The organism is Tepidibacter thalassicus DSM 15285 (assembly GCF_900129915.1).
Classification (GTDB): Bacteria; Bacillota; Clostridia; order Peptostreptococcales; family Peptostreptococcaceae; genus Tepidibacter; species Tepidibacter thalassicus.
Genome location: NZ_FQXH01000024.1, coordinates 1 through 24,580 on the forward strand (window position 1 = coordinate 1; position 24,580 = coordinate 24,580).

At 24.1% G+C, this 24,580-nt stretch carries 29 protein-coding genes; 13 read left to right on the forward strand and 16 right to left on the reverse strand.

Annotated elements, in window-relative coordinates; translation table 11 throughout:
* Window positions 1-1,039: 1,039 nt before the first annotated feature.
* Window positions 1,040-1,828, forward strand: coding sequence for a tetratricopeptide repeat protein (locus tag BUA19_RS09195; RefSeq protein ID WP_072725863.1), 789 nt, complete (start codon window positions 1,040-1,042; stop codon window positions 1,826-1,828).
* 437 nt (window positions 1,829-2,265) lie between these two features.
* Here the strand turns inward: BUA19_RS09195 and BUA19_RS09200 are convergent, their stop codons facing one another.
* Together BUA19_RS09200 and BUA19_RS09210 are read right to left on the reverse strand one after the other, a co-directional pair.
* Window positions 2,266-2,817: a hypothetical protein gene (locus BUA19_RS09200; RefSeq protein WP_072725865.1), complete on the reverse strand. Its 552-nt coding sequence runs from the start codon at window positions 2,815-2,817 to the stop codon at window positions 2,266-2,268.
* 281 nt (window positions 2,818-3,098) lie between these two features.
* A complete protein-coding gene (locus tag BUA19_RS09210) occupies window positions 3,099-3,458 on the reverse strand; it encodes a helix-turn-helix domain-containing protein (protein WP_072725867.1) in 360 nt (119 codons plus the stop codon).
* Window positions 3,459-4,480: 1,022 nt separating this feature from the next.
* Here BUA19_RS09210 and BUA19_RS09215 point away from each other — a divergent pair.
* Window positions 4,481-6,241: a methyl-accepting chemotaxis protein gene (locus BUA19_RS09215; protein ID WP_072725869.1), complete on the forward strand. Its 1,761-nt coding sequence runs from the start codon at window positions 4,481-4,483 to the stop codon at window positions 6,239-6,241.
* Between the two features lie 86 nt (window positions 6,242-6,327).
* On the opposite strand, the gene BUA19_RS09220 is transcribed toward BUA19_RS09215, so the two are convergent.
* Window positions 6,328-7,140 (reverse strand): WG repeat-containing protein, encoded by an 813-nt coding sequence (locus BUA19_RS09220; protein ID WP_072725870.1) that lies wholly within the window; start codon window positions 7,138-7,140, stop codon window positions 6,328-6,330.
* A 169-nt stretch (window positions 7,141-7,309) separates the two neighbouring features.
* Window positions 7,310-8,815: a clostripain gene (cloSI, locus tag BUA19_RS09225; RefSeq protein WP_072725872.1), complete on the reverse strand. Its 1,506-nt coding sequence runs from the start codon at window positions 8,813-8,815 to the stop codon at window positions 7,310-7,312.
* A 167-nt stretch (window positions 8,816-8,982) separates the two neighbouring features.
* Between cloSI and BUA19_RS09230 the strand changes: the two genes are divergently transcribed.
* Window positions 8,983-9,237, forward strand: a complete 255-nt coding sequence (locus BUA19_RS09230; RefSeq protein ID WP_072725874.1) for a Mor transcription activator family protein — start codon at window positions 8,983-8,985, stop codon at window positions 9,235-9,237.
* 43 nt (window positions 9,238-9,280) lie between these two features.
* Here BUA19_RS09230 and BUA19_RS09235 read toward each other — a convergent pair whose 3' ends face one another.
* A complete protein-coding gene (locus BUA19_RS09235; RefSeq protein ID WP_072725876.1) occupies window positions 9,281-9,679 on the reverse strand; it encodes a DUF6979 family protein in 399 nt (132 codons plus the stop codon).
* A 235-nt stretch (window positions 9,680-9,914) separates the two neighbouring features.
* Between BUA19_RS09235 and BUA19_RS09240 the strand changes: the two genes are divergently transcribed.
* On the forward strand, window positions 9,915-10,514 hold the full coding sequence (locus tag BUA19_RS09240; RefSeq protein ID WP_072725878.1) for a sigma-70 family RNA polymerase sigma factor: 600 nt from the start codon (window positions 9,915-9,917) through the stop codon (window positions 10,512-10,514).
* Window positions 10,515-10,576: 62 nt separating this feature from the next.
* Entirely contained in the window at window positions 10,577-11,542 is a 966-nt protein-coding gene (locus BUA19_RS09245) for a patatin-like phospholipase family protein (protein WP_072725880.1), read from the forward strand.
* 65 nt (window positions 11,543-11,607) lie between these two features.
* On the opposite strand, the gene BUA19_RS09250 is transcribed toward BUA19_RS09245, so the two are convergent.
* Window positions 11,608-12,123: a helix-turn-helix domain-containing protein gene (locus BUA19_RS09250; RefSeq protein ID WP_072725882.1), complete on the reverse strand. Its 516-nt coding sequence runs from the start codon at window positions 12,121-12,123 to the stop codon at window positions 11,608-11,610.
* A 253-nt stretch (window positions 12,124-12,376) separates the two neighbouring features.
* On the reverse strand, window positions 12,377-12,655 hold the full coding sequence (locus BUA19_RS09255) for a hypothetical protein (RefSeq protein WP_072725884.1): 279 nt from the start codon (window positions 12,653-12,655) through the stop codon (window positions 12,377-12,379).
* 159 nt (window positions 12,656-12,814) lie between these two features.
* Between BUA19_RS09255 and BUA19_RS09260 the strand changes: the two genes are divergently transcribed.
* From BUA19_RS09260 to BUA19_RS09300, 7 genes are all read left to right on the forward strand, one after another.
* On the forward strand, window positions 12,815-13,036 hold the full coding sequence (locus BUA19_RS09260; RefSeq protein WP_072725886.1) for a DUF1659 domain-containing protein: 222 nt from the start codon (window positions 12,815-12,817) through the stop codon (window positions 13,034-13,036).
* Window positions 13,037-13,053: 17 nt separating this feature from the next.
* Window positions 13,054-13,275: a DUF2922 domain-containing protein gene (locus BUA19_RS09265; protein WP_072725888.1), complete on the forward strand. Its 222-nt coding sequence runs from the start codon at window positions 13,054-13,056 to the stop codon at window positions 13,273-13,275.
* Window positions 13,276-13,322: 47 nt separating this feature from the next.
* Window positions 13,323-13,466 (forward strand): YvrJ family protein, encoded by a 144-nt coding sequence (locus BUA19_RS09270; protein ID WP_072725890.1) that lies wholly within the window; start codon window positions 13,323-13,325, stop codon window positions 13,464-13,466.
* A gap of 573 nt (window positions 13,467-14,039) precedes the next feature.
* The gene (locus BUA19_RS09280; RefSeq protein WP_178137481.1) at window positions 14,040-14,744 is read left to right on the forward strand and encodes an ATP-binding cassette domain-containing protein; all 705 of its coding nucleotides are present in this window, start codon (window positions 14,040-14,042) and stop codon (window positions 14,742-14,744) included.
* A gap of 1,389 nt (window positions 14,745-16,133) precedes the next feature.
* The gene (locus tag BUA19_RS09290; RefSeq protein WP_072725897.1) at window positions 16,134-16,352 is read left to right on the forward strand and encodes a hypothetical protein; all 219 of its coding nucleotides are present in this window, start codon (window positions 16,134-16,136) and stop codon (window positions 16,350-16,352) included.
* Between the two features lie 227 nt (window positions 16,353-16,579).
* Window positions 16,580-16,840: a hypothetical protein gene (locus tag BUA19_RS09295; protein WP_072725898.1), complete on the forward strand. Its 261-nt coding sequence runs from the start codon at window positions 16,580-16,582 to the stop codon at window positions 16,838-16,840.
* A 424-nt stretch (window positions 16,841-17,264) separates the two neighbouring features.
* Window positions 17,265-17,687, forward strand: a complete 423-nt coding sequence (locus tag BUA19_RS09300; RefSeq protein ID WP_072725899.1) for a DUF6147 family protein — start codon at window positions 17,265-17,267, stop codon at window positions 17,685-17,687.
* Between the two features lie 25 nt (window positions 17,688-17,712).
* Here the strand turns inward: BUA19_RS09300 and BUA19_RS09305 are convergent, their stop codons facing one another.
* The 5 genes from BUA19_RS09305 to BUA19_RS09325 all read right to left on the reverse strand — a co-directional run bounded on the left by BUA19_RS09305 (window position 17,713) and on the right by BUA19_RS09325 (window position 20,959).
* Window positions 17,713-18,420, reverse strand: a complete 708-nt coding sequence (locus BUA19_RS09305) for a hypothetical protein (protein WP_072725900.1) — start codon at window positions 18,418-18,420, stop codon at window positions 17,713-17,715.
* Window positions 18,413-18,967: an RNA polymerase sigma factor gene (locus tag BUA19_RS09310; protein ID WP_072725901.1), complete on the reverse strand. Its 555-nt coding sequence runs from the start codon at window positions 18,965-18,967 to the stop codon at window positions 18,413-18,415. The genes BUA19_RS09305 and BUA19_RS09310 overlap by 8 nt, the downstream gene beginning before the upstream one ends.
* 225 nt (window positions 18,968-19,192) lie before the next feature.
* Window positions 19,193-19,390, reverse strand: a complete 198-nt coding sequence (locus tag BUA19_RS09315; protein WP_072725902.1) for a hypothetical protein — start codon at window positions 19,388-19,390, stop codon at window positions 19,193-19,195.
* Window positions 19,391-19,751: 361 nt separating this feature from the next.
* The gene (locus BUA19_RS09320; protein ID WP_072725903.1) at window positions 19,752-20,036 is read right to left on the reverse strand and encodes a hypothetical protein; all 285 of its coding nucleotides are present in this window, start codon (window positions 20,034-20,036) and stop codon (window positions 19,752-19,754) included.
* Between the two features lie 89 nt (window positions 20,037-20,125).
* Window positions 20,126-20,959, reverse strand: a complete 834-nt coding sequence (locus BUA19_RS09325) for a tyrosine-type recombinase/integrase (RefSeq protein WP_072725904.1) — start codon at window positions 20,957-20,959, stop codon at window positions 20,126-20,128.
* A gap of 491 nt (window positions 20,960-21,450) precedes the next feature.
* Here BUA19_RS09325 and BUA19_RS09330 point away from each other — a divergent pair, with 491 nt between their 5' ends.
* Window positions 21,451-22,356, forward strand: coding sequence for a copper amine oxidase N-terminal domain-containing protein (locus tag BUA19_RS09330; RefSeq protein WP_072725906.1), 906 nt, complete (start codon window positions 21,451-21,453; stop codon window positions 22,354-22,356).
* Window positions 22,357-22,751: 395 nt separating this feature from the next.
* Here BUA19_RS09330 and BUA19_RS09335 read toward each other — a convergent pair whose 3' ends face one another.
* The 4 genes from BUA19_RS09335 to BUA19_RS11875 all read right to left on the reverse strand — a co-directional run.
* Window positions 22,752-23,603: an S-layer homology domain-containing protein gene (locus BUA19_RS09335; protein ID WP_072725908.1), complete on the reverse strand. Its 852-nt coding sequence runs from the start codon at window positions 23,601-23,603 to the stop codon at window positions 22,752-22,754.
* A gap of 135 nt (window positions 23,604-23,738) precedes the next feature.
* Window positions 23,739-23,963: a winged helix-turn-helix transcriptional regulator gene (locus BUA19_RS09340; protein ID WP_072725909.1), complete on the reverse strand. Its 225-nt coding sequence runs from the start codon at window positions 23,961-23,963 to the stop codon at window positions 23,739-23,741.
* Between the two features lie 36 nt (window positions 23,964-23,999).
* Complete coding sequence (locus BUA19_RS11545) at window positions 24,000-24,245, reverse strand: hypothetical protein (protein WP_143145418.1); 246 nt, start codon at window positions 24,243-24,245, stop codon at window positions 24,000-24,002.
* Window positions 24,175-24,580: hypothetical protein (locus BUA19_RS11875; protein WP_330389070.1), on the reverse strand; the 406-nt coding region annotated here is incomplete at its 5' end. The genes BUA19_RS11875 and BUA19_RS11545, both read right to left, overlap by 71 nt.

The window sequence follows — 24,580 nt, forward strand, 5'->3', positions numbered from 1 at the left end:
TACAAATATAAAGGATGAAATTAAAACTCTGTTTAGCATTTTATCAGCTTTATAAAATCTATAAAAATCTAAATAAATATATAAAAATTATAGATTTTATTCATACACTCAATATTTTTACAAATATTAGTGTACATAATAACATATCTCTACAATGCTATACCGCAAGCCAACGGTACTTTTGTTCACCTCTCTTTTTTAAATCAAGCAACTAATTTTCCAAAATGAAAATGTAGAGTAGTTACTTGATTTATATTTTTATAATTAAGTATAAAGTTTTCTTTATATTTATTAAAATTCTGACTTCATTCTAAAATCTACTCTTACTGCCGTCTTTGGCTTTTCTCCTGTTATATAGGCTATGTATAAATCTCCTTTTATTAAATTACCTACCAAATTATTTATATTTTAACATTTATATTACAGTATCTAAAGTTATTTGTATTATTCCTTATCTTTGTGTTATTTTTATATATTTCATATACACCTCTCTAATTTTTACTCTAAATAAAACTTTGTTCAAGAGTAATCTAAATAGTACATATAATTAATATAAAAGTATCTGCCGAGGTCGCCTATACACACATTCACTTCAACCTTGACAGATACTTCCATATAAAGTATGCTTTTATAAGTTAAGGATTTAAAAACCATTTGTAAAAACATAAAATTAATTACATACTACATAATTTTAATTAAATATATTATAGGAGCGTTTGATTTATGTTATTTTTAAAAATATGCGTATCAATTACAAGCCTACTATTTCTAATTTTGTTAATTATATCAGTAAAATTAAAAAGAAATTTTGAAGTAACAATAGTTCCTTTGTTTTTATTTATTGCAAATTTTATTTTATTTTTACTTATTCAATTTAATATTTTTTAATAATATTTCTGCATCAATAGCCATGGCTAATCTAAAGTATATAATACTTGAGAGAGGAGATAACAAGAGAAGAATTTGCAGAGCAAGAAGCCCTTATTTCAGCGTGAGCAAGTGGAGAGAGAGTTTATTTTTGTGAAGATGGAGTGATTTTATGAAATTTTTAAAAGGAATAATTTTGTTAGGTTTTATATTTTCTCTTTTTGTTTTTTCTGTAGTTATTGAAATAATTAATTCTCAACTTTTAGATATAATGTTAAAAGGAATTATTTTATTTATTATTTATATGGTTTTTATTATAGTTAAATTCAATATCAGACTTAAATATTTTTCTGCTTTAGAGAAAGAATATAAATACGAATTACTTCTTAAAGAACTTGATAAAGATTTGTCTAAGTTAAAAAAACAATACGGACCTAAGATAACATTAATGATGTTCAAATCAAAGATATTAAATCATAAAGGTGAATTTAAAGAAAGTTTACAAGTTTTGTATTCTATAATTTTGGAAAATGTTTATATGAAAAAATATAAACAGACATATTATGAATTAATTATTTTAAATTTATTAATGCTTAACAAACTTGATTCAGCTAAGACAATGTACGATATGTACCTTGAAAAAATTAAGCAGGAAAAATTAAAAAAACCATCAAAAGCTTTTTTAGCAATATACAAGTTTTATATGGGAAATATAAACGAAAGTAAAAAAATGTTTGAAGATTTACTTAATAAAAAAAATATTTCTGAAAAAAACAATGCTTATATAAACTATTATTTAGGGCTTATTGATTTGAAAGAAGGTAAATTTGAAGAAGGAAAAAATAAGCTTGAGAAAGTCAGTTCTTTTAAAAAAGAACATTTCATAACGGAAAAAGCAAAAAAAATACTTGAAGAAACATTTAGCCCCTTATCGAATTTGAACGAGGATGTAAATATCTAGGAATAGAGCATGAAAGAATACCTCCTAGAACTCCAAATATGAATGCTCATATTGCGTCTTTTCATAAAATATTTGAAGTAGTAGAAAGCTAATTCTTACCCGTTACCATAAACTCAAAGATGAAAATAAAAGGGCTGTTGACTTAATGCTATTATATAATGATGACCTTACTGGGGTTAGGATTTTACTGCAAGGAAAACATTGAAAGGAATTGAAGCTTTCCATATGATAAGAAAAGGGCAGATCGACGGTATAAATCGATGTGCTCTTGCTGAAGTTGGATTTATAAATAAATTATTTGGATTAACAGCATAATCAAAATCTGTCAAAGGGATTTCTGGATTATTTTATATTTTTTGCAGTAAAACCAAATTTTTTACACTTCCGGAATTATCTTCATTTAATCTACATAATTTACTTTATACTCCTCTGAACTATTACTCTATATTCTCTAAAATTTGCAATATCCATTTTTCAAACTCATAACATAATTCATCCCAATTAATTTTTTCTTTTTCTATTTTTAAATATTTATTATTTTCTGTAGTTAGTTTTAATTTTTCCATACATTTTTTATTTATCTCACTGTTATTACACTCTGTATAAAATACTCTATAGGTGCCATCTGATAAAAAATAACAATACCCTTCAAAACTAATACTATTAATATCACAATATAGATGAGAATGACTTTTATACAATTCAGCATTAAATCCTAAGTTTTGGATATGTTTTATAGCTTTACTTAATCTTTCACCATTAATATAAAAACCATGTTTTACATCACAATAAAATTTTTCTTTAAAATCTAAAATATCTAAATATATCTCTATAGCTTTTTCATTTATTTTATCTTCACTTATTTCTTCTATCTCTTTCGTTCCAAAATTTCTAACTAAAAATTCATTTTGTAGATTTTTAAATAAGTTTAATATATATTTTTCATCTAATTTTTCACTATAAATTAAAAGCTTATTATTTAAAGACATGTATAGTATACCGTTACCAAAAGCCTATAAAACTTTATAAGAAGATTTCAAAAGTCTATAGCTTTTGTTTCTTTCCTATTTCATAGTGTCCCATTTTGCCGTAGCTACTTTGGTGTTTATAACACTCCATAGGCTTTGCTACATCTATCGATGTAGTAGGGTGTAACGAATCCCCAATTTAGAAAATCTTTTAAATTGATTTTTCTAAACCATAATTTGCAAGGTTATAAGCACTATTTTTATCTCTATCACAAATAAATCCACAGCTACATTTATAAAGTCTATCTGAAAGTTTCCATAACTACTCTTTTTGGCTTGGTTTTCACCATTTTAGAAGTAGCTTGATGTATATAATTAAATCTAATATTTTTAAATTTACTATGAAGTTTTTTAATCTTCTTTTCAAGTTTTATAATATTTTTAGTTTTTTGGTAACGGATTTCACCTCCTTCTGTTTTTTTAAATTTAGTAAGTTCTTTTCTCGATTCTGCAACTGATAATCTTTTACCATATTTCTTATAATTTTCTATTTGCTTTGCTAATGCCCAATTATAAATAAATCTCATTGAACCTGTATGTTTATACATTAAAACTTCTTGTTGTTTTGTCGGATATAATCTTATAATTAATCCTCTAATCATCTTCTTGACTTTGTTAACTCTTTTACCTTGAAGTTTAGCACTAATTCTTGCTTATCTTTTATCCCAATTTCTTAAAGTTTGCTCTGTTTTTCCAATTAATTTAGCAAATAAAATCACCTCTTGATATTATTATAATCTATAGATTATTAAAAACCAAGGGATTTTTATAAAGTTTTGTAACGTTTTCTTAACTGTTTTACTGTCTCCTAAATAGTTTATTGCTTTAACTAGCACAACGAGTTACTTTAGATATTTTTATCTATATAATATGATTACTTATTAATCCCAAAACTTCAAATCTACTATAGGAATTTTTGCAATTTCAAGGTCTTTTTCAACTAATAATTTTTTTAATTGTTCATTTTCTTTTTTATATGAACGTACCCAACGATTTACCAAAGTTTATGCTATTTCATGTTTTCTAGCAACTAATGAATGGTTGCCAACTTCCTTTTGTTTATCAGCCCTAGTAAGTAAAAAACTTTACAGATTTTATTTTAAGGAACAAAATGTAAGAATCTTGTTAAAAGAAGAAATATTGTTAAAAGAAGAAATATTATTAATAAAATTTTTAAAAAAACATCATCATTCGATTTGGGATTTTTATGATTCATAGTAGAAACCTCTCTTTGGTGAATTTATAAAATTATACCATTATATGAATGATTGATATAAAAGAAATTATAACGCTTATAAAAGTACATATAATAAATTTTTTAAAGTAATAAATAAATATATTATAGTTTTTTTTGTTCAATGATTATATCTCCTTATTATTTAATGTATTGATTTATATTTTAGCTTCTTTAATTGACATATGTCAATCGATTATATACATTTATTATATTTATTTTTAATTCTTTGAAACAATGGCATTTAATTATAATTATAATAATCAGTAATTAATATTCTTGAATTTAAAAAATTAGTTAATAATTTACATTAAAATGTCGATATAATTTATAGATATTATATCTAATATAATAAGTTATTTAAGAAGTTATAAAGGGGGATATGTAGTAATGTTTAAACTCAAAAAACTTAACACCAAAAGTATTAAATTACAATTAATTTCAATGTTTACTGCAATAATTTTAATTACTATGTCTGTTTTAGGTTTTTCTGCTTATACTACATCTAAAAAAGCACTTTTAAATTTTGGACAAACTGCTTTAAAAAATAAAATAAACATGGGTATTTCTTTAATGGAAACATTAGAAAATCAAGTTCAAGCAGGTAAACTAACAAGAAAAGAAGCTCAAGAAATATTTAAAAATAAGATGTTAAATCCTAAAAAAGAAGATGGAAAAACCAGAGGACAAAATGACAAACTGGAATTAGGCATAGGAGCTTATATGTATGCAATAAATAGTCAAGGTATAGAAATGATGCATCCATATAAAGAAGGAGAAGACATATCTCAAATAAATGACCCTAAGGGCAATAATATAGTTAAACTTATAATTGAAGAAGGTAAAAATCCTAAAAATAATGGCATTATACATTTTTATTGGCAAAATCCTGGTGAAAAGAAAATGCGTCCTAAAATTAATGCAGTTAAATATTTTGAACCTTGGGATTGGTTTATAAATGTAGGTGCTTATAATGAAGACTTTGATAAGCCAGCAAGAATAATTCTTAACATGATACTTATAACGTCAATAGTAAACTTAATAGTTGGTTGTGCACTTATTATATGGTTCTTAAATAGAAAACTTAATCCTCTTAATGAACTATCAAAAACAATGCAAAAGGCAGCAAATGGTAATTTAGATATAAACATTGATATTAAATCAAATGATGAAATAGGAAAAGTACAAGAAAGCTTTAGGAAATTGATTTCCTCTCAAAAAGAAATTATAAGTAAAGTTAAACAAAGTGTAAATGATGTAACATTGCAATCAAAAAATTTAGTAACAACATCAAATGAAATGTCTGCATCATCTCAAGAAATGGCATCAACTATGCAACAAGTAGCAGAAGGAGCTACAAATCAAGTACAGGATTTAACTGATATAACTAATGCGATGCAAGAAGTGACAAATAGCATTGAATATGCATATGAAACTTTGAAAAATGTTTCAGATGAAACTAAGAATACTGCATCTAAAGCTGATGTAGGTAAAAAAGAACTAAATAAATTAAAAAAATCTATAGGGGATCTAAGAAAATCTTTTGAAATAGTAGTTAAAAAAGTAGAAACATTAACTGATTCTGTGAATGAAATAGGAAGTATAACAGAAATTATATCATCTATATCAGAACAAACAAATCTCCTTGCATTAAATGCAGCTATTGAGGCAGCAAGAGCAGGGGAATATGGTAAGGGATTTGCCGTTGTAGCAGAAGAAGTGAGAAAGCTAGCGAAAGAATCAAGAGAATCTACAGAAAAAATTTCACATTTAATATCATCTACATCAAAAGATACTGATGAAGTTATTGATACAGCAACCAATGTTAAAGTTCTTGTAAATGACCAAGCAAATATTTTTGATAAAACATTAAAATCTTTTGAGGATATATTAGAATCTGTAGAAAGTATTGCTCCACATATAGAAGAAACATACAATTCAATACAAGAGATTATAGATAAAAAAGATATAGTAATAGAAAAGGTAGATAGTGCAAGTGCGGTAGCAGAAGAAAATTCAGCAGCAACTGAAGAAGTAGCTGCAGCTTCCGAAGAACTTAGTGCATCATCAGAAGAAGTAGCATCTACAGCGCAGAATTTAAATAATGTAGTGAAAGGACTAATAGAAACTGTCAGCAAGTTTAAAATTTAGTTGTTGATAGATATGAATTGCCATGGCTAGTATGAACAAAAAAGAGTTACAATGGATTGTGCCTGTAACTCTTTTTTAATATATAATTAGTATATCAGTTGTCCTTGTTTATTTATATATAAGAGCTTGCCTTTTATTTCAACTTTAGCTATTCCTTTTTTAAAAAACATTGCTCTATCATATTTTCTAGATATAGTTATAACTCCTTTTTTATTAATAAATCCCCATTTGTTGTCAATCGCAACAGCAGCTAACCCTTCTGAAAAACTATTGACCATTTGAAATTGAGGATCTATTACGAAATCTCCTCTTTTATTAATAAATCCCCATTTATTGTTAATAGCAACAGCAGCTAACCCTTCTGAAAAACTATCGACCATTTGAAATTGAGGTTCTATTATGAAATCTCCTCTTTTATTAATAAATCCCCATTTGTTGTCAACAGCAACAGCAGCTAATCCTTCTGAAAAACTATTAATCATTTGAAATTTGCATGCTATTATGAGATTGCCTTCTTTATTAATAACTCCCCATTTACCATCTTTCATTACTGACATTAAACCTTCACGAAAAGAAAAATGAACTCGTTCGTATTTAGGAGAAGAAATTATAATTCCTTTTTTATTAATAAATCCATATCTATTATTTTTTTTTACTACAAACATATTATCATCAGGCATAAAATAAATTTCGTCAAATTGAGGATTTATTATTTCTTTTCCAAATAAATTTATTACTCCAAACTTTTGGTTTTGCTTCACTTTAATTAAATTATAAGAAATTCTACTTGTTTCCGAATATTTAGTTTTTAAGAAAAAATTATATGCTAAAAAAATAAATATAATACACCATACCCCTATTATTATTGCATATGATTTTATGTTATTAGTAAATTTCATAAAAACTCCTTTCTTTTATTTTATTAATGTTTTTTAGATTAGTTGAATTAGTAAAATTTTGATTAAAGTTAAAAGACGTTTAAAATCCATTAGATTTTAAACGTCTTTCAACTTTGTGATTTTACTTACTAACACTATTTAACAAAGAGGTATTAAATACTTTTATAATTTACCATTGATATTCGTTGTATCCGCCTAGGAAACTATTATCATCATCATACCAACTATCTAATAATTCAAACCAGTTACCAACTTTATTTATTTCTTCGTCTAATCCGTCTTGACACCATTTTAGTTTTCCATAGCATTTATCTCCTAATTGTAAATAAGGAGTTAAATCAAGTGGACTATACCAGTATTGATATTCAAAATGCTTATGAAAACTACGATTAGCAAAAATTTTACTATCTCCTGAAGGGAAGAATATAGATAATCCATTTTTTCCATCTTTAAATCCTTTATAACTTTCTCCACCATATGAATAAAGAACCATATTGTCTACTTTAGTCATAACTTTTTTTGCTTTATCTTTTATATCGTCATTAAAGTCTTTAGACTGTCTTATTTTTTGAGCTAAATCATATAAATCGAAAAATGGATAAAGTATTTGTTCTCTTTGTTTTTCTGAATTAAAATAATGCATTATTTTAGGATTGTTCATTTTTCCTCTTACATTTTCAATTTTAGCTTTTTCGTCTTTAATTGCTCTTGCTAAATCATCTACTGCATTTTTAACTCTTTTTATTTTAGACATATCATAACAAGCTAGTGATTGGTCTGTAACAACACCTTCACAAGAATCTCTTTGTTCTTCAACGATAATTCCACCTATTTGTGCAGCTGTTACAGTTTTAGGAGAATAATATTTTTCTTTTCCTCCAAAAGTTGTATCTTCTTCACCGTTATCTCCATCTTTTGTTTGAAGTCTATCAAGTATTTTATCGTATTTCCAACCATCACCCCATTCAGTTGGAGCTGAACCTACCATTACATCTGCTTCAAATCCACCATTTCCTTTGTGGAATTGATAAGCAAATTCTGCATTTCCCATAAGACAAGCATCTAAGCCAAAAACATCAACTGATTGATCTTTTGTCAATACATCTGAAATTTCTCCTGTGTATAAAACATCCATATCATTTGATTCGTCTACACAAATTTGTTTGCGTTGTTCAGCTTCATCATCTGTTTTTGGACCACCACCGTGATTTGAAAGAATTAAAACGTATTTATCAGCAGGATATCTTTCTTTACAATAATCAATAAAATTCTTTAATGTATGAGCATCTCCCATATTTGCTTCAAAATCAGTTGAATTTGTAGTTATTTCTGGAAATTGACTTCCTCCATCTATTCTTTTGACTTCTCCTGGTTTTATTTCATATAATCTTGTATCAGAGAAATCTTCTCCAAGAACTGATTTGTTTGAAGTGTAATCTTCACTTCTGTCTATTAGTGCTATTAAGTTAATTTCGTCTGTTTTAATACCTTTTTTCATTTCTTCAACATCACTTAATAAACTCCATTCAAGATCATTATCTGCATCACAATAGTACATAATTGTAATAGGTTTTTTTGCTTTTGATATTTCTTCTGCTTTAACAACATTTGGCGTTGTGAAAAATAAAGATGTCATTAAGGCTAGTCCTAAAGCAAGTATCCTTTTTTTACCCATTGGCCATCTTCCTTTCTTTTTTATATTTATTAAAAATTACCACATTCTCAAATTTAAGTCAATTATTTTTTTGAAAATTCTTGTTTTTAAATTTTATTTAGAAGGATATTACATTTTTTAGTAGAATTCATAAATGTATAATAATTACACTTTTTGGGGGTGTTAGAGTGAAAAACACTTTAAAACTTGAAGATATTCCAGTTTCTTATAGGGATATTGCAGATACTGTCGGTGTAGATAGTTTTATTAAATTATGTAAACGTTTTGGAGGAACGAATATGTACGTTCCAACTCCTAGAAGTGTTTTTAAACCTATAAGAGATGCGAATATAAAAAAAGAATTTAATGGTTCAAATTATAGAGAATTATCTCTTAAATACGGTATTTGTGAAACGCAAATTCGAAAAATTTTATCTAAATAGTAAAAAACCTAGCTCCTCCAATAAAGTTACTAGGCCATGGCGATTATTTTAAATTTTCTTTATTGATTAAATTGTTATTCCATAAAGCAATTACTACATCCATTTGATAATTATGAGATATTTTGTTATTTTCTATTACTCTATTCCAAAGTTCTTTTTTATTATTTTTTAAATAAGGTTCTTTTAAAAGTATTTTTATAGCTTTAATTGCATAATTTTTATTTTTTTTTGATTTAGTATATTTTCCATGCGATATTCCTTTTATTATTCCTTCTTCACAAAGGCCTAAAAAAGCGGACTTAGGACATCCTTTAAGTTGGCCAGTTGTTCCTTTTCCAAAAATTTCACTACTTGCTCTTTCCCATGCATTTCTTGGATTGTTGATTTTACCAGATTTAATTAGATTAATAGCTTTTATCGCACATTTTTCATATTTAGACATTTAAAACCCCTTTCTTATTTTTTAATATATCAATAGTTGCATATTACAATATACACCTATTTTAACATTTAATTGTTAATATGTAAAATAATAGCCTCAATTTTTAAAAATTGAGGCTATTTATTTGTGATTATTTAGAATTTTGAAAATAAAAAATATTTTTTTAAATTTAAAGTTTACATTACCTCCCTTATTGACTTTTTGATTTATAAAAGAGTGAAATAGGGGGGGTTTTATGCAAAAAAAATTATATGAAATAATTGCTGAAGCTCAAAACGGGAATAAAGAATCAATGATGCTAATTATAAACAAATTTAATTTATTAATAAAAAAATACAGCAAAAAATTAAATTATGACGGAGCATATTCTGATTTAATAATAAATTTAATTGAAATAATAAAAAACATACCTATATATGAAAATAAAAATATTAAAAGAGAGGAATGTATAATCAAGTATATATCAAGCTCATTAAAATACAAATATATAAAATTATCAAAAAAGTATAAAAACATATATGTTTCAGAAATTGAACTGAATGAAAAAATCACAGTATCTAAAAATCAAACTGAAAATACAATTGAAATTAAATTTTTGCTTAATGAATTTTTAGATAAATTATCAAATAGACAAAGATACATTTTGCAGAAAATTTATATATATGGATACACGGAATCTGAAATAGCAAAAAAATTACAAATATCAAGACAAGCAGTAAATAAAACAAAGAAAAAAGCTTTGAAAAAATTACAAAATAGCATACAAAATTTATACATAATATTTTTTTACAAATTTGGTTTACTTTTTGCAATAAAAAAACTCTTTATTATATAGAAACTGAAAAATCAGTTTCTAAAACAAATTAAAAAATTTATTGAGAAAGGATGATGATTTATATGACAAAAACAAGTAATATCAAAAAATTTGATGCGGTATTTGAAGGAGGAGGTGTAAAAGGTATAGCTTTTGTAGGAGCAATATGTAAACTTGAAGAAGAAGGTTATAAACTTGAAAGATGTGCTGGTACATCAGCAGGAGCTATAATATCAGCACTTTTAGCTGTAGGATACACGGGAAAAGAAATAAAAGAACTTATGCTCAACACTGATTATACTAAGTTTTTAGACAAAAATATATCTATATTTAGTTCAAGTAATATATTTGAAAAAGCATCACATGCATATAATTTATTTACTGATAAAGGATTTTATAGTGGAGATTATTTTGAAAACTGGATACACAATCTTCTTAAAGCAAAAGGTAAAACAAAATTTAAAGATGTTTATATAAATGGAAAATCAAAACTTAAAATAATTGCTGCAGATACAACTAATAGCAAAATGTTAATTTTACCTGATGATCTTGAAAAATACGGTATAAATTCTATGGAATTTGATATTGCTAAAGCAGTAAGAATGAGTATGAGTATTCCTATTTTCTTTAAACCAGTACAATTAAGAGGTAATTTTATAGTAGATGGTGGAATTTTATCAAATTATCCTATTTGGATATTCGATGTAGAAGGAAAACCAAGTTATCCTACTTTTGGATTTAATCTCGATGAAAATAAGTTAAGTTATACTGCACAAGGTAAAACTGATTTTATTCATTATTCGCTTGATGTGTTTAATACTTGTATTTTTAGTGGAAAAAATGAAGATGTTTATATTAGAGATAAAGATTTAGCTAGAACAATAAATATTCCAACATTAGGAGTAAATACAACAGAATTTGATTTATCTAAAGAAAAAAGTTTAGCTTTATATCAATCTGGATATGAAAGTACTGAAAAATTTTTACGAGAATGGGACTTTGAAAAATATGTAAAAGAATATAGAAATGAAAATAAAGTAGTAGCTTAGAAGTTTTTAATCTATTTATTATAAAAAAGGAATTGAGTATATAATAATTATGCTTGATTCCTTTTTTATTTATAAAATAATTTTTTCCAAAATCCTTTTTTATTTTTATCTTCTTCTCTTATTTTTGCTATATAATTCATTAATTTTTGATTTTCTGCTTTTACTTGTTTAATTACCTTTTCAGTTGTTTTGTATTGTTGTTGTTCAAATATTTGTTCAAGTTCTTTTTTAAATTCTTCTTTTAGTTTTTCTTCTCTTTCAATTAAAATTTCAGCTATGTGTCTACTCATTAATTCTTTTATTTCTTTTCCAGTTAATTTGTTTAAAGTAATTAGATCTAGTGCTTGTTCTTTTTGTTCTTTAAATTTATCTGTTTTTCCTAAGTATTCATTGATAATTTTTTTAGTTGCTCCTTTTTCTTTCCATATTTTTATATTTTCTAAAATTTCAATTTCTCTATCTGTATAGTATCTATGTCCCATATCATTTCTAGGTATTTTAAGTTCAAAATCATTTTCCCACTTTCTTAAGGTTTGACTATTTAAATTTAATCTTTCAGCTACCTCGTTTATAGTATACATATTATCCCCCCTTTTAAATTTAATTTCATTATAAAAAAACTTACTAAAATGAATGTTCTTTTATATTGCTTAATTCAATTAAATAGTTAAATACATATACTGTTTATATTGTATTTATGTTTGAAAACATATAATTATAGTGTTTGATATTAAATATTGTATTTAACATAAATACATTTATATATTTATCTTCAATACAACATAATTACAATCCTTCTTTAATTAAAAATAAGTAAAAAAAAAAGCATATTAACTATGCTTTTTCTGTATATATTTTCAAATCCTTATTTATTATATAAATAGAAATTATTCCTAATATTGAAAGAAAAACTATACAAACTATATTAGATACATACAATTCAATTTCATCTAAAAATATACTGAAAATAAATATAATAGCTGAATACCAAAAATAATGATTTAATTTTGAACATAAATGTTTTTTCTTAAAATAAGCTAAAATTTCTAAAAAAGTTGTAGTTAATAAGGTTAAAAGAATAATAAAAGAAACTATTAATTTTATAAAAATCATCAATATCCCCTCCTATATCCTATAATAAAGTATACGTTCAAATTCAAAGTAATATTATGCTAAACTTCCTTTACAAACTATTTTTTTTAATTTCTTTATCTGTAATATTATCTTAAAATTATATATTCTTAAATCAGATAAATGAAAGGGGGTTACATAATGGCAATAGTAAAAATACCTAAAGAAAGCTCTATAAAGCTGACATTTTCACTTGGCTTAGATGAGCATGGAAAAGAAATATTCAAAAGAAAATCACTAGCTCATGTAAAAAATGATGCAACAGATGATAACATCTATGCCGTAGCTAAAGGAATATCAGGACTTCAACAGCATAATCTAGTAGATGTCATAAGACAAGATAATTTGAGTTTAAGTGAATAGAGAGGAGGGAAATTTAGATGGCTAAAAAATTACTTATGACGTTTGAAAATGAACTTGGTAAAAAGGTAAGTATATCAATAGATGATCCAAGAGAAGATATAACTTCTGATGAAGTTAAAACTGTAATGAATGATATAGTAACTAAAAACATATTTACATCAAGTGGTGGAGATTTAAAAAAAGTTGATAGTGCAAAAATAGTTGAAACTGATATTACTGAATTTGAATACAACAACTAACTTTAAGGGCTAAGAATTCTTAGCCCTTTTAAGTAAGGGAGGATGTTATGGAAGATTTATATACAAGTATAGCAAATTTAGGTTTTCCAATAGCAGTATCAATATATTTACTTGTTAGAATTGAAGGGAAATTGAGTAATTTAACTACTTCAATAAATGAATTAAGTAAAGCAATTATAAGTTTAAAATAATCGCCATGGCCTAGTAACTTTATTAGAGGAGCTAGGCTTTTTTATTATCTTTCTTTTTATTAATTTTATTGGATCCATTTTATTTTCTTTAACTTTCTGAATTTGTTTTTGAATGGCTAATTTTTGTTTAATTAAACCTTTTATAGCATTATCTTGAGGGTTAAGTGTAGATATTTCCATTTTAATGGATTGTTTGTCTGTATAACTGAATAAATTTTCATAATTATTTACAATTAATTTACTATAATAGGAAAATAATATGTAATTTTAAATATTGACAATTTCTAAATAATGACATAAAGTAAATTTATTAGAAAATACTTAAATTATAAGTGGAAAAGAGGTGTTTTTTTTGATTTTAGAAAATAAAAAAATAAAAATTTTATTTTATTTAATAATTATTTTAGGTTGTTTAGGATCTGTTTTAAAGTTTATTTTTAAAAATGATTTTTTAATGGTAATTCCATTTATATTAATGTTTTCAATATTTATATATCGATTGTTTTTATTAATAAAAAATTAATAAAACTTAAACATTTTAAGAATTATAAGTTATTAAGAGGGGATTTAAAATTGATTCAAATTAAAAATTTAAAAGCATGGTATAAAAAAAATGAATTTATTTTAAAAGATATAAATATAAATATTGATTCAGGATTGATATTTGGATTACTTGGAGTAAATGGAGCGGGTAAAACTACATTTTTAAATTGTCTTACTGGAATTCATAATAAATTTGAAGGTGAAATATATTTAAACAATGATAATTTTATAAAAAATCCTATAGGATTTAAAAGAAATAGATACTTTATACCTGATTATCCAATATTATTTGAAGAAATGAGTGGATTTAACTATATAGAATTTGTTCATAATCTTTATAAGAAGTATTTAAATTTAGAAAAATTATATTATTATTGTGAATTATTTTCGTTTAATAACTATATTAATAAAAAAATTCAAACTCTTTCTCTTGGAAATAAACAAAAAATTGCAATAATATGTGGTTTACTTTTAGATACACCTCTTTTAATATTAGATGAGCCTCTTGTAGGACTTGATATTGTATCTATAGATAATTTTTATAAAGAAATGAAAAATTATGTAAAAAGAGGTAATTCTATAATTTTTTCAAGTCATTTAATAGAAGTTATAAATTCAGTATGTGATAAAGTTGCAATTTTAGATGAAGGAAGAATAAAAAAAATTATTACTATAAACGAAGACACAAATATTAAAACTGTGTTTTTCAAGGTGACTAAAAATGAATATGAATAGTATAAAAAACATATTAAAAGAAGAATACTATTTAAAAACAAAAAATAATTATAAAACTTTTTTAGCATTCTTTTTTCTAGGAATTTTTTTCGTTTTTTTTATTCTTCCTACTATGTATATAAATTTAAAATCCAGTATGCATATTATTCCAGGAATAACAGGAGTTACATTTTACTATACATACACTTTTATTTATTCAAAATTAAGTAGTAAAAAAGTCTTGATTTATAATATTTTACCATTTGAAATGATTGATATTTTTTTAGGATATATTACGATACTATTTATAAATTTAGTATTAAAAAAAATTATAATATTTTTAATTCCTTTTTATACTTATTCTATTTATAAAGATTTTAGTTTGTTTATTTATTATGTAAATGATTTTTTAAAAATATTATTTTCATCAACTGCAATTTTATTTTTATCAATTTCATTCAATATGGATTTTTTAAACAAAAAATTTTTAAATTGTTTAAAAAATATTTTATTTGTTTATTTATTTTTGTATTTTTGTATATATATGAATTTAATATTTTTATTAATTTGTAATATTTTATTTTTAATTAATTCTTTTTATTCTTTTGCTAATAATTTTAATTTTATTATGCTTACTAATGAAAAAATATTAAGTAAAAGAAAAATTTCAATTTTAAAAAGAGAGTATATAAGATTTTATAATGAAAAAATTATTTTTATAAATCATATCGCAACATTATTATTTTTTGCTTTTTTTGTTTATGTATTTATAATTGATTATAAAGTTTTTCAAAAATATAACTATATAATCTTATTATTTCCATTGTTAATAAATACAAGTTCTATTATTTTTTCAATAGAAAAAAAGTACATAAATTTAATTAAATCATTACCTATAAATATGAATAAATTTTTTATAGCAAAATATATTTTTATTTTATCTATAACTTTACCTGCATATATAATAGTTTTTATTATTTTTAAATTTATGAATATATCTGGTTTTAATTATAAAGTTGCTAGCCTTTTTATTTTAGTATCTATATTTACATTATTTATTAAAATTTATTTTGACTATAAAAATCCATGTTATGAGTTTATCCATATAAAGCAAATTTTTGAACATAAAAGAAGATTTTTATTTTACTTTATTTGTATATTGTTTTTTTTACCGTTATTATTGATTAATATAATAGATTTTAAAATAATTTTTATAATAGAATTATTTATATTTCTCTTATTATTTTTTTTAATAAAAAAATTTTCTATTAACTAAATAAAAATTAACTTTTTTATTGCCAAAATATATTTTCCCTTTTATGACTTTTAAAAAGTCTATTTATAATTATAAGAATATTTCATAAATACATAACATATTTTATACTACATTATTTTAATAGGAGGGAAAATATGTCTGTTTGTCCGTCTATACATACATGTCCATTTTTTAATGATAAAATGAGTTCTAAACCTACTTTAGCAGAAATGTATAAAAAAAATTATTGTAAAGGTAATTATGAAATTTGTGCTAGATTTAAGGTTTCTAAAATACTAGGAAAAAAGTATGTTCCTGATAATTTATTTCCAAATCAATTTAATCGAGTTAAAGATTTGATAAATAAGGAATAAAATTTTTTATTCCTTATTTCTAATTTATCATTCTGTTTTTTCTGTTCTATAAGAAATTCATTATATTTAGAAAGAGCAGATAACTTAGTATTTATAGTTTCAGCTTTAAGTTTTTTACATTAAGCATGTAACTTTTTTTACGATATAGCTGAGTAAAGGATATATTAAAACTTTCATGAAACCACTTTAAAAAGAGGTAAAGCTTATTAACTTTGAGGTGAAAAATAATGAATTATAGTTATAAATTCTTATTAAAAGATCTATCTATAGGAAGGGAAATTGAGTTTAAATATAATAATAATGTATATGGCTTACTTAATTCTTCACAAGGATGGGTTTTTGTATGTAACAATACCAAGGAAAGCAGTTATTATGATGACGTTTATGAATTTATTGAATTATTAGATAAGACTCTTATTCAAGGCAAGACAATCAAGCAAATTTTTGATAATAACGAAATAAATGATAGTGATTTAACTATATATTAAACTATAAGAATTACTGAATAATTCTTAAATATTGAAGTATTTATTTCGAAAAAAATAGAACAAATTGCAAAAGACAGCAGTATCATCTCAAGCAATAAATCAGCTGTTATTAAATATTGCATACCCATAATATATATCATGATTTTTTTTTATTTATATAACTAAATATTATAACATTTATAAGAATTCAACTCGTTTTAAAAAAATATAACCAAGATAATTTCTTATAATTTATTGTATATGTATTCTTTCATTCATACCTAATTCAACATCACTACAAAAACTTACATAACTATAAATTAAAGAAGCTAAAGCACTCAAACTATCTGTGAAAAATTTTAAATTTTTTGCTTTTTTTTGAAACTTTTTTAATGTTAATTTGTCTTTATTTGTAAAAGAAAATAAATTGAGGAGGTATTTTTTTATGAAAAAAATAGTTTCACTATTTATATGTACAATTTGTTTCTTATCATTTAGTTTAGTAAGTTTTGGAGAAGATTCAGATATTCATCGTTCTGAAAAATCCAACGAATACTTATGCTCATCAGTATGTAGGATAGACCTTTATAAAAATAATAAGTTAGAAATAAGTGGATATACTGAATCACTTGAAAAGGCAGATACTATATCTATCAAAATTTATCTTCAAAAATACGATAAAAAATCACGAGTATGGAGAATTTTTCGTACAGTATCAGCAAGTGAAAAAAATTCAGATTTCGTAATTTGTTCTAAAACTTACAAAGTTACTCCAGGACTTTATAGAGCTAAAGCATATCATTCTTTAAAAAAAGGATCTACAAAAGAAAGTGAAAGAAATTCTACTAAAATAATAGAAGTGAATTAAAGGATTAATCCTTTAATTCACTCTATTATTTTAACGATTTTATAATATTTATAGCTTCATTTTTTGATATATTATAATTCATAATTATATCTGATTTCAATCCAAAAGAACACCATACAATTTTAGAATACTTATCATTTATGTTTATCAAAGAATACTTTATATTTCCTATTTTGAATGATTGAATATCAGAAAATTTAGATACTGTTATAATTTCACTTGATTTATCTCCTTCTAAATGTTGAATAAATTTAACATTTCCATTAGAATTGTTATAATTTAATACAATCGTATTTTTTCCTTTAACAAAAACTTTATTTAATTCATAAGGGAGTTGTTTAAATTCAAAATTTATAAATTCATGAACATTTTTGATATCTATTATCTCTAATTCATTATCAATTTCATCATAGTTTTTTAATTTTTCTATAGAAGAGTACTGCTCTATACTTAAAGTGTTTTCTGATTTTTTATTAATATTATTTTTTCTAAATATTTTCCATGAATAAGAATTATTTAAATAAAATGAATTAGTTATTATAAAAGAAACAGTTATTATAGCTGCAACAGAAGCTATCTTAGTATATTTGAATTTATTTTTATTTTTGTTGTTTTGAAGGTTTTGAAATTTTCTCCATTCAAGTTCAATCTCCTTATTTGATATATTAACATTATTTACATCTTCTTTTAAAATATCTTGTATTAAAATATCTAAATTATCTTTTTTATTCATCGTATTCACCTTCTAGTTTAATCAAATTATGTATTTTTTCTTTAGCTCTATTTAATCTACTTTTAACTGTGTTTATATTTAAATTAAGTTTTTTAGAAATATCATTATACGATAATTCATCATAATATCTTAGAAAAATAATTTCTCTATATTTAATATCTAATTTCGAAATAATACTCCGTACTTTTTTTCTTAAGTTCTCTTTTTGAATACTTTCTATTATTTTATCTTCAATTCTTTCAGTTTGTAAATTTAACATTTCAGTATTACTTATTAAAGTAATTTTTTTATTTTTATTTACATAATTTTTAGCAAGATTTAGTCCTATTGTACATATCCAAGATTTAAATTTATCTATTTCATTTAAAGATTCATAGTTTTCAAATGCTTTTATATAAGCTTCATTAGTTAATTCTTTAGAAATTTCTTTATCTCTTGTAAAATAATAAATTGTTCTAAAAACACTTTTATAATATGTTTTATATAAAATATACTTTTGCTCGTCACTTAAAGTTCTGTTTTGTTTGTTGTTTTTCAAGATTTTCAACGATAAACCTCCTATTAAAATAATTGGTTGATAAATTACTATATTATATAATTTTAACAGTATTAGCCTTAATTTGCTATAAATACAAACAAAAACCCCTAGAGTAACAATTTTCCCTAGGGGTGCGTGAGAGGTAATAGTATATTTACTTGATTTTTTATACAAAAAATAACTTACATCACCTCCTAACATAAATAAAGACAAATAAATACAAAAATTGTTTCATTAAATTGATTCATTTTTAATATTTTTTTCAATATTTTTAGGAATATCTAAAGCTGTCGATTTACCGAAATAATATCCTATAACCATACTGAATATAGGAATAAATTTATCTATGTCAACTTTTCCTACTATTGATAAATAAGAAAAAACACAGGTAAGTATAATCGCTATAATTTTTCTTACACTAAACCAATCCATAATAGTTCCCCCTTAGGTATTTTTTGTTTAATATATAATATTTTATTGTTCAATTAAGTGCATCTGTTTTATATGTTGTTTTGTTAATTCTTAAATTCTTAAATATTTAACTTCTTAACTTCTTAAAAATTTAAGAAGTTGTTTCTAATAAAAAAAGAATTGTAGTAGAACGGAAAGTAAAAGCTAAAAAAGAAAATTTTTATATCGAAACAAATGTTGAATAAATGTTTCAGAAAAGTAAAAATGATAGGCTAGCTTTGGAAAGTTCTATTATAGATTTGTTTAATTAAGTATATTAATTTATATATTATTTTATTAATTCCTAAATTCTTAACTTCTTAAGAAGTTAAGAATTTAGGAATTAATTACACTTTGTAGTTGTATTTTTAAGTAAAAACAAAACAATAGTTATAACTCCAAAAATTAATATTAACATACCTAAAGATAAACCAGCACTTACTTTATGTGCAACAAATGCTTTTGTCGGTCCAGCAATATCACCAATATCTTCACTTAAATTTGCACAATTTCTTACTGAAGTTTTGATAAAAAAAGGAAATACAAAATTCACACAGATATAAACCAATCCCAACAAAACGGTTATAGTTCCGCTAATGTAAGTTGTAATTTTAAGTAATTTTTCCATTTAAATCACAATCCTTTATTTATGTTTTGTAAAATAATTTCAGTATATGTTAATTATAACAAAATATGCGATTAAATGTAAAATTATTATTAAAGTAAGTTAGCCTTTTCTTTCATTTTCTCTTTAGAAGGATTAGTGTAAATTAAAGTAGTATGAATATTACTATGTCCTGCTTGATTTGCTACTTCATGTACTGAATATCCACATTCTAAAGCATGAGTACACCAAAAATGTCTTAGCTTATGAGGAGTTATTTTATCACTAAACTTATTAAATACTTGATTTACTCTAGTTCTATTTAATTTGTCACTTTGCCTACTTACGAATAAATAACTACTTTCGCTGTTTCTTTCTCTAATATAAGATTTAATAGCATTTACAATTTTATCATTTATGTAAACAATTCTCTGTTTATCTCCTTTTCCACTTCTCACTAATATTTCTTTTGCTGCTAAATTTACATCATCTAACTTTAAATTCAAGGCTTCAGATATTCTAAGTCCAGAATAAGCAAGAAGTGTAATAATGGCATAATCTCTTTTAGAACCCTTTTCTAGAACTATTTGTCTAAATTTCTCTACATCGGTTTTATTTATATCTGTAGGATTTGTTCCTTGACTTTGAATTTTTATATTATCTTTTTTAGATACAACTATATCATTTTGAATATTTTGTTCAATTAAAAATTCATTAAATTTTGTAAGAGCTGCTAATTTAACATTAATAGTTTTAGCTGAATCTTTTTTTATATTTTTTAAGAAACTTTTATAATCTAATACATTTTCTCTATAAAGTTTTTTAAATTCTGAGCCGAAACTATCTTCAAACCATTTTAAATATAGTTTTATATGTCTAATATAACTTTTTATTGTATTTTCACTTTTTCCTTCATTTTTAAGAAATTTTTCAAATACACTTAACATAAACCCACTCCTATAACTTATGTTTAATTTTTCAATCATATTATATCATGTATAAAATTTGTTGAAAAAACTTTAAATAAATCGTATACTTTGTATTAGGTAGTTTATGGAAATGTCTATAAAACTTTATACTTTTTAAAATTTAATAGATTTATAATAATTTTAACAACTTTAATTAGTTTCAGTGTTTGAAGATTAATAAACAAAGAGTGTATAGCCATTAGAATTCTAATGGCTATACACTCTTTTTATATCTAATATACGGAAATTAAAGCACTTATTTTAGGAAAAAATAATAGAATTATAGAGAAGAACAAAATGAGTATAGTTTCAAAGTCAGCTTAATATCACATAAATTATTACTTATTAAGTATAAAATGGTATAATAATACAGATCGAATTATATATTACATACATTAACAATAGATTCAAATGATGATTTTATGCAAATTAAGGGTTTTACAATAAAGTATATATAGGAGGGGTTATTTATGAAAGCAATATTCATTTGTATTTTTTTTATACTACAAGTAATGTTTGTTCATGCTACAGATAATTCTATTAAAACTGCAAATCTAAGTATGCATTGTGAACGTGATATACAGGAAGTTGGATATCAAGAACTAATTCCTATAGAGGAGTATGTTTTTTCAAATGGGATAAAAATTAATGCTTCAGAAGAAAATGCACAACCTATTATGCTAATTAATGGTTCTTTTAGAGCTGATATAAAAGCAATAAATAACAATAATAGATTACTTGTTCCTATAAGAACTATAAGTGAAGCTTTAGGACTAAAGGTAAGTTGGAAGAAAGAAAGTAATAAAGTAATAATTGAAAATAAGGACTCTACAATAGTTTTGAAAATTGATGATACTTTTGCAACTGTTAATAATAAAGAATATACTTTAACATCACCACCAATACTTATTAATAATACCACATATGTACCGTTGAGGTTTATTTCTGAAAAAATGGGATTAAAGGTTGGATATTACAAATCTTCCGAAATTGATTTGTTTACATGGAATCCTGTCGTTACTATTGATGAAGAATTAAATATTCCATATATTTCAGAGGAAGAAGCTTGTAAAAATTTAAAAAGTAAACTAGAGGATGCCTATAATAAATACGAAGATAACTACAAAAAACTTCATAACCCTGATGATGATTATTTAACTAAATCATCCAATGCCCTGAAAGAAGATATATCCAATATAAAGATTACAAAGACTATTTCTAGATATTATGTATTTGAAGGACTTAATAACACAATATATTTAGATAAGTATAGTGGCATTGCTTATTTTAATATTAGAGGTATATCGTTTTCTGAAATAACAAAAATAGATTTTGATGATCCAAGATTGTTTGAATATGGTTATATGGTTGACTAGTACAAAGAAAATTTTTTGGTGTGCTCAATATATAATTGAGTAAGAAATAAAAAAAACCGACATTTATTTGTCGGTTTTTTTTATTATCAATAAAGAAGTTATTAGCATTGATGAAATGCTAGTTATTGTCGAAATAGTTATTTTGTCACTTAGAAACAATTTTAAAATATAACTCAATATTATATAAAGAATTACAAATATAAAGGATGAAATTAAAACTCTGTTTAGCATTTTATCAGCTTTATAAAATCTATAAAAATCTAAATAAATATATAAAAATTATAGATTTTATTCATACACTCAATATTTTTACAAATATTAGTGTACATAATAGCATATCTCTACAATGCTATACCGCAAGCCAACGGTACTTTTGTTCACCTCTCTTTTTTAAATCAAGCAACTAATTTTCCAAAATGAAAATGTAAAGTAATTACTTGATTTATATTTTTATAATTAAGTATAAAATTTTCTTTATATTTATTAAAATCTGACTTCATTCTAAAATCTACTCTTACTGCCGTCTTTGGCTTTTCTCCTGTTATATGGGCTATGTATAAATCTCCTTCGGGTTTTACTGCTAGGTCTTTTCCTTCTTCTGCCTTTGTTGGTTGTTGTTCTCCTTCATTTTCCTCAAACGTTATTATTCCATGTTTCTTTGCCATTCTTGCCACTACTACTATCCCTTCCTCTTTTGTCATCGCCTTCTTCGGTCTAAATCTTCCATCGGGATACCCTTTTATCACTCCTTCCTTACTCATTGTTGATACTCCTTCCTTCGCCCATTCCGATATTTCTTCTTTATCCTTAAATCTATTTTCTCTCGTTATTTCTAATCCCTCTTCTATCATTTTTTCTACCCTCATAAACATCGTTGACGCTTGCTCTCTTGTTAGCTTTTCATATGGGCTAAATTTCCCTTCGCCTGTTCCTTTTACTATCCCTAGCCTTCCTGCTAATTGTACTAAAGGACTTAATGTATCCGTAAATACCTCTTCTCCTTCTATTGTTTGTGGTTTAAATTGTATAAAATAAGTCGTTACTAACTCTGCAAATTCTTCTCTTGTTATCTCCTCTCTCATGTTCTCATCTTCTCTTAATGTCTCTGGTATTAGCCCTCTCTCTTTCATTACTTTAAACGGTGTCTGAGCCCATGGCGATATTATCTGTACTGCATACGCTTTTGTTCCTACTTCCCCTAGGGATAATAATAAAACCAACACTATAATTACTAAATTTTTAAACATCGTTATAAACCTCCTTTTATTAAATTACCTACCAAATTATTTATATTTTAACATTTATATTACACTTTTTACCCATTACTATTTGAAGTACATAAATGTACTTCCCATATAAGACGGACATTTCAGTTGTATTTTTTAATCCTCCAACTCTTTTTTATATTTTGATACCATTTGTTGAGATATTCCAAGCTTTTCAGCTATCTCTCTTTGCTTAATTTTTGGATTTTCTTCTATTAATTTTTTTATAATATTTATTTTTTCCTTCTTCTTCTGTTCTCTTTTAGTTAATCCCTGTTCGTTTCTACGAGCTTTCTTTCTCTCTTCTTTTCTTTTTTCATCATACTCTCTTTGTCTTCTCATATACTCTTCATCACTTATTATTGTTTTGAGTTCTCTCTACTCATAATCCTTTATATTAAGCATTTCAATAATAGCTTCATTTCTGAAGTTGTACTGTTTTCTTTCAACGTTTCTTGTCTTACTTTCAACATTCTTTTCTATAAGTGTTTTTTTAAATCTTCGATTAAACTCAAGCATCATTCTCTGAGCTTCTTTTGCTGCATCTTTAGGGCTATCTCCTATTAAAAAGACTTTGCATAGCAAAATTTCTATATAAAAAACACATAAGCTCACGATACCCATGGCAGTTAAAATCCCTAAGCTCTTGAAGTTTTTCCAAATCCCCAAGCCTTGTTATAAGTAAATTATATAAATTAAAAAAGTTATATACTTTCTTTTTATTCTTTTTCTTTTGCTCTTTCCATTTATCATACCAACTAGGCAAATCTGGCATACATTTTTGAAGATCTCTCAGTTTATATAGCTTATCCTCATAAATTTTAACACTAACTGTATTCATAGTTTTAAAATTACGTGTATATATAAATCTCGTTGAAGTAGTTAAGTTAACTGATTTATCAGCGTTAAAATCACTTAGCTTATTAGATATTTCTTTTTGTATTCTTTTAGCAAGTGTT

What these genes read in the sequence shown, in the direction of transcription:
- BUA19_RS09195 (WP_072725863.1), top strand. Translation starts at nt 1,040, where the DNA reads ATGAAATTTTTAAAAGGAATAATTTTGTTAGGTTTTATATTTTCTCTT.
- BUA19_RS09200 (WP_072725865.1), bottom strand. Translation starts at nt 2,817, where the DNA reads ATGTCTTTAAATAATAAGCTTTTAATTTATAGTGAAAAATTAGATGAA.
- BUA19_RS09210 (WP_072725867.1), bottom strand. Translation starts at nt 3,458, where the DNA reads ATGATTAGAGGATTAATTATAAGATTATATCCGACAAAACAACAAGAA.
- BUA19_RS09215 (WP_072725869.1), top strand. Translation starts at nt 4,481, where the DNA reads ATGTTTAAACTCAAAAAACTTAACACCAAAAGTATTAAATTACAATTA.
- BUA19_RS09220 (WP_072725870.1), bottom strand. Translation starts at nt 7,140, where the DNA reads ATGAAATTTACTAATAACATAAAATCATATGCAATAATAATAGGGGTA.
- cloSI (WP_072725872.1), bottom strand. Translation starts at nt 8,815, where the DNA reads ATGGGTAAAAAAAGGATACTTGCTTTAGGACTAGCCTTAATGACATCT.
- BUA19_RS09235 (WP_072725876.1), bottom strand. Translation starts at nt 9,679, where the DNA reads ATGTCTAAATATGAAAAATGTGCGATAAAAGCTATTAATCTAATTAAA.
- BUA19_RS09240 (WP_072725878.1), top strand. Translation starts at nt 9,915, where the DNA reads ATGCAAAAAAAATTATATGAAATAATTGCTGAAGCTCAAAACGGGAAT.
- BUA19_RS09245 (WP_072725880.1), top strand. Translation starts at nt 10,577, where the DNA reads ATGACAAAAACAAGTAATATCAAAAAATTTGATGCGGTATTTGAAGGA.
- BUA19_RS09250 (WP_072725882.1), bottom strand. Translation starts at nt 12,123, where the DNA reads ATGTATACTATAAACGAGGTAGCTGAAAGATTAAATTTAAATAGTCAA.
- BUA19_RS09255 (WP_072725884.1), bottom strand. Translation starts at nt 12,655, where the DNA reads ATGATTTTTATAAAATTAATAGTTTCTTTTATTATTCTTTTAACCTTA.
- BUA19_RS09260 (WP_072725886.1), top strand. Translation starts at nt 12,815, where the DNA reads ATGGCAATAGTAAAAATACCTAAAGAAAGCTCTATAAAGCTGACATTT.
- BUA19_RS09265 (WP_072725888.1), top strand. Translation starts at nt 13,054, where the DNA reads ATGGCTAAAAAATTACTTATGACGTTTGAAAATGAACTTGGTAAAAAG.
- BUA19_RS09270 (WP_072725890.1), top strand. Translation starts at nt 13,323, where the DNA reads ATGGAAGATTTATATACAAGTATAGCAAATTTAGGTTTTCCAATAGCA.
- BUA19_RS09290 (WP_072725897.1), top strand. Translation starts at nt 16,134, where the DNA reads ATGTCTGTTTGTCCGTCTATACATACATGTCCATTTTTTAATGATAAA.
- BUA19_RS09295 (WP_072725898.1), top strand. Translation starts at nt 16,580, where the DNA reads ATGAATTATAGTTATAAATTCTTATTAAAAGATCTATCTATAGGAAGG.
- BUA19_RS09300 (WP_072725899.1), top strand. Translation starts at nt 17,265, where the DNA reads ATGAAAAAAATAGTTTCACTATTTATATGTACAATTTGTTTCTTATCA.
- BUA19_RS09305 (WP_072725900.1), bottom strand. Translation starts at nt 18,420, where the DNA reads ATGAATAAAAAAGATAATTTAGATATTTTAATACAAGATATTTTAAAA.
- BUA19_RS09315 (WP_072725902.1), bottom strand. Translation starts at nt 19,390, where the DNA reads ATGGATTGGTTTAGTGTAAGAAAAATTATAGCGATTATACTTACCTGT.
- BUA19_RS09320 (WP_072725903.1), bottom strand. Translation starts at nt 20,036, where the DNA reads ATGGAAAAATTACTTAAAATTACAACTTACATTAGCGGAACTATAACC.
- BUA19_RS09325 (WP_072725904.1), bottom strand. Translation starts at nt 20,959, where the DNA reads ATGTTAAGTGTATTTGAAAAATTTCTTAAAAATGAAGGAAAAAGTGAA.
- BUA19_RS09330 (WP_072725906.1), top strand. Translation starts at nt 21,451, where the DNA reads ATGAAAGCAATATTCATTTGTATTTTTTTTATACTACAAGTAATGTTT.
- BUA19_RS09335 (WP_072725908.1), bottom strand. Translation starts at nt 23,603, where the DNA reads ATGTTTAAAAATTTAGTAATTATAGTGTTGGTTTTATTATTATCCCTA.
- BUA19_RS09340 (WP_072725909.1), bottom strand. Translation starts at nt 23,963, where the DNA reads ATGAGAAGACAAAGAGAGTATGATGAAAAAAGAAAAGAAGAGAGAAAG.
- BUA19_RS11545 (WP_143145418.1), bottom strand. Translation starts at nt 24,245, where the DNA reads ATGGGTATCGTGAGCTTATGTGTTTTTTATATAGAAATTTTGCTATGC.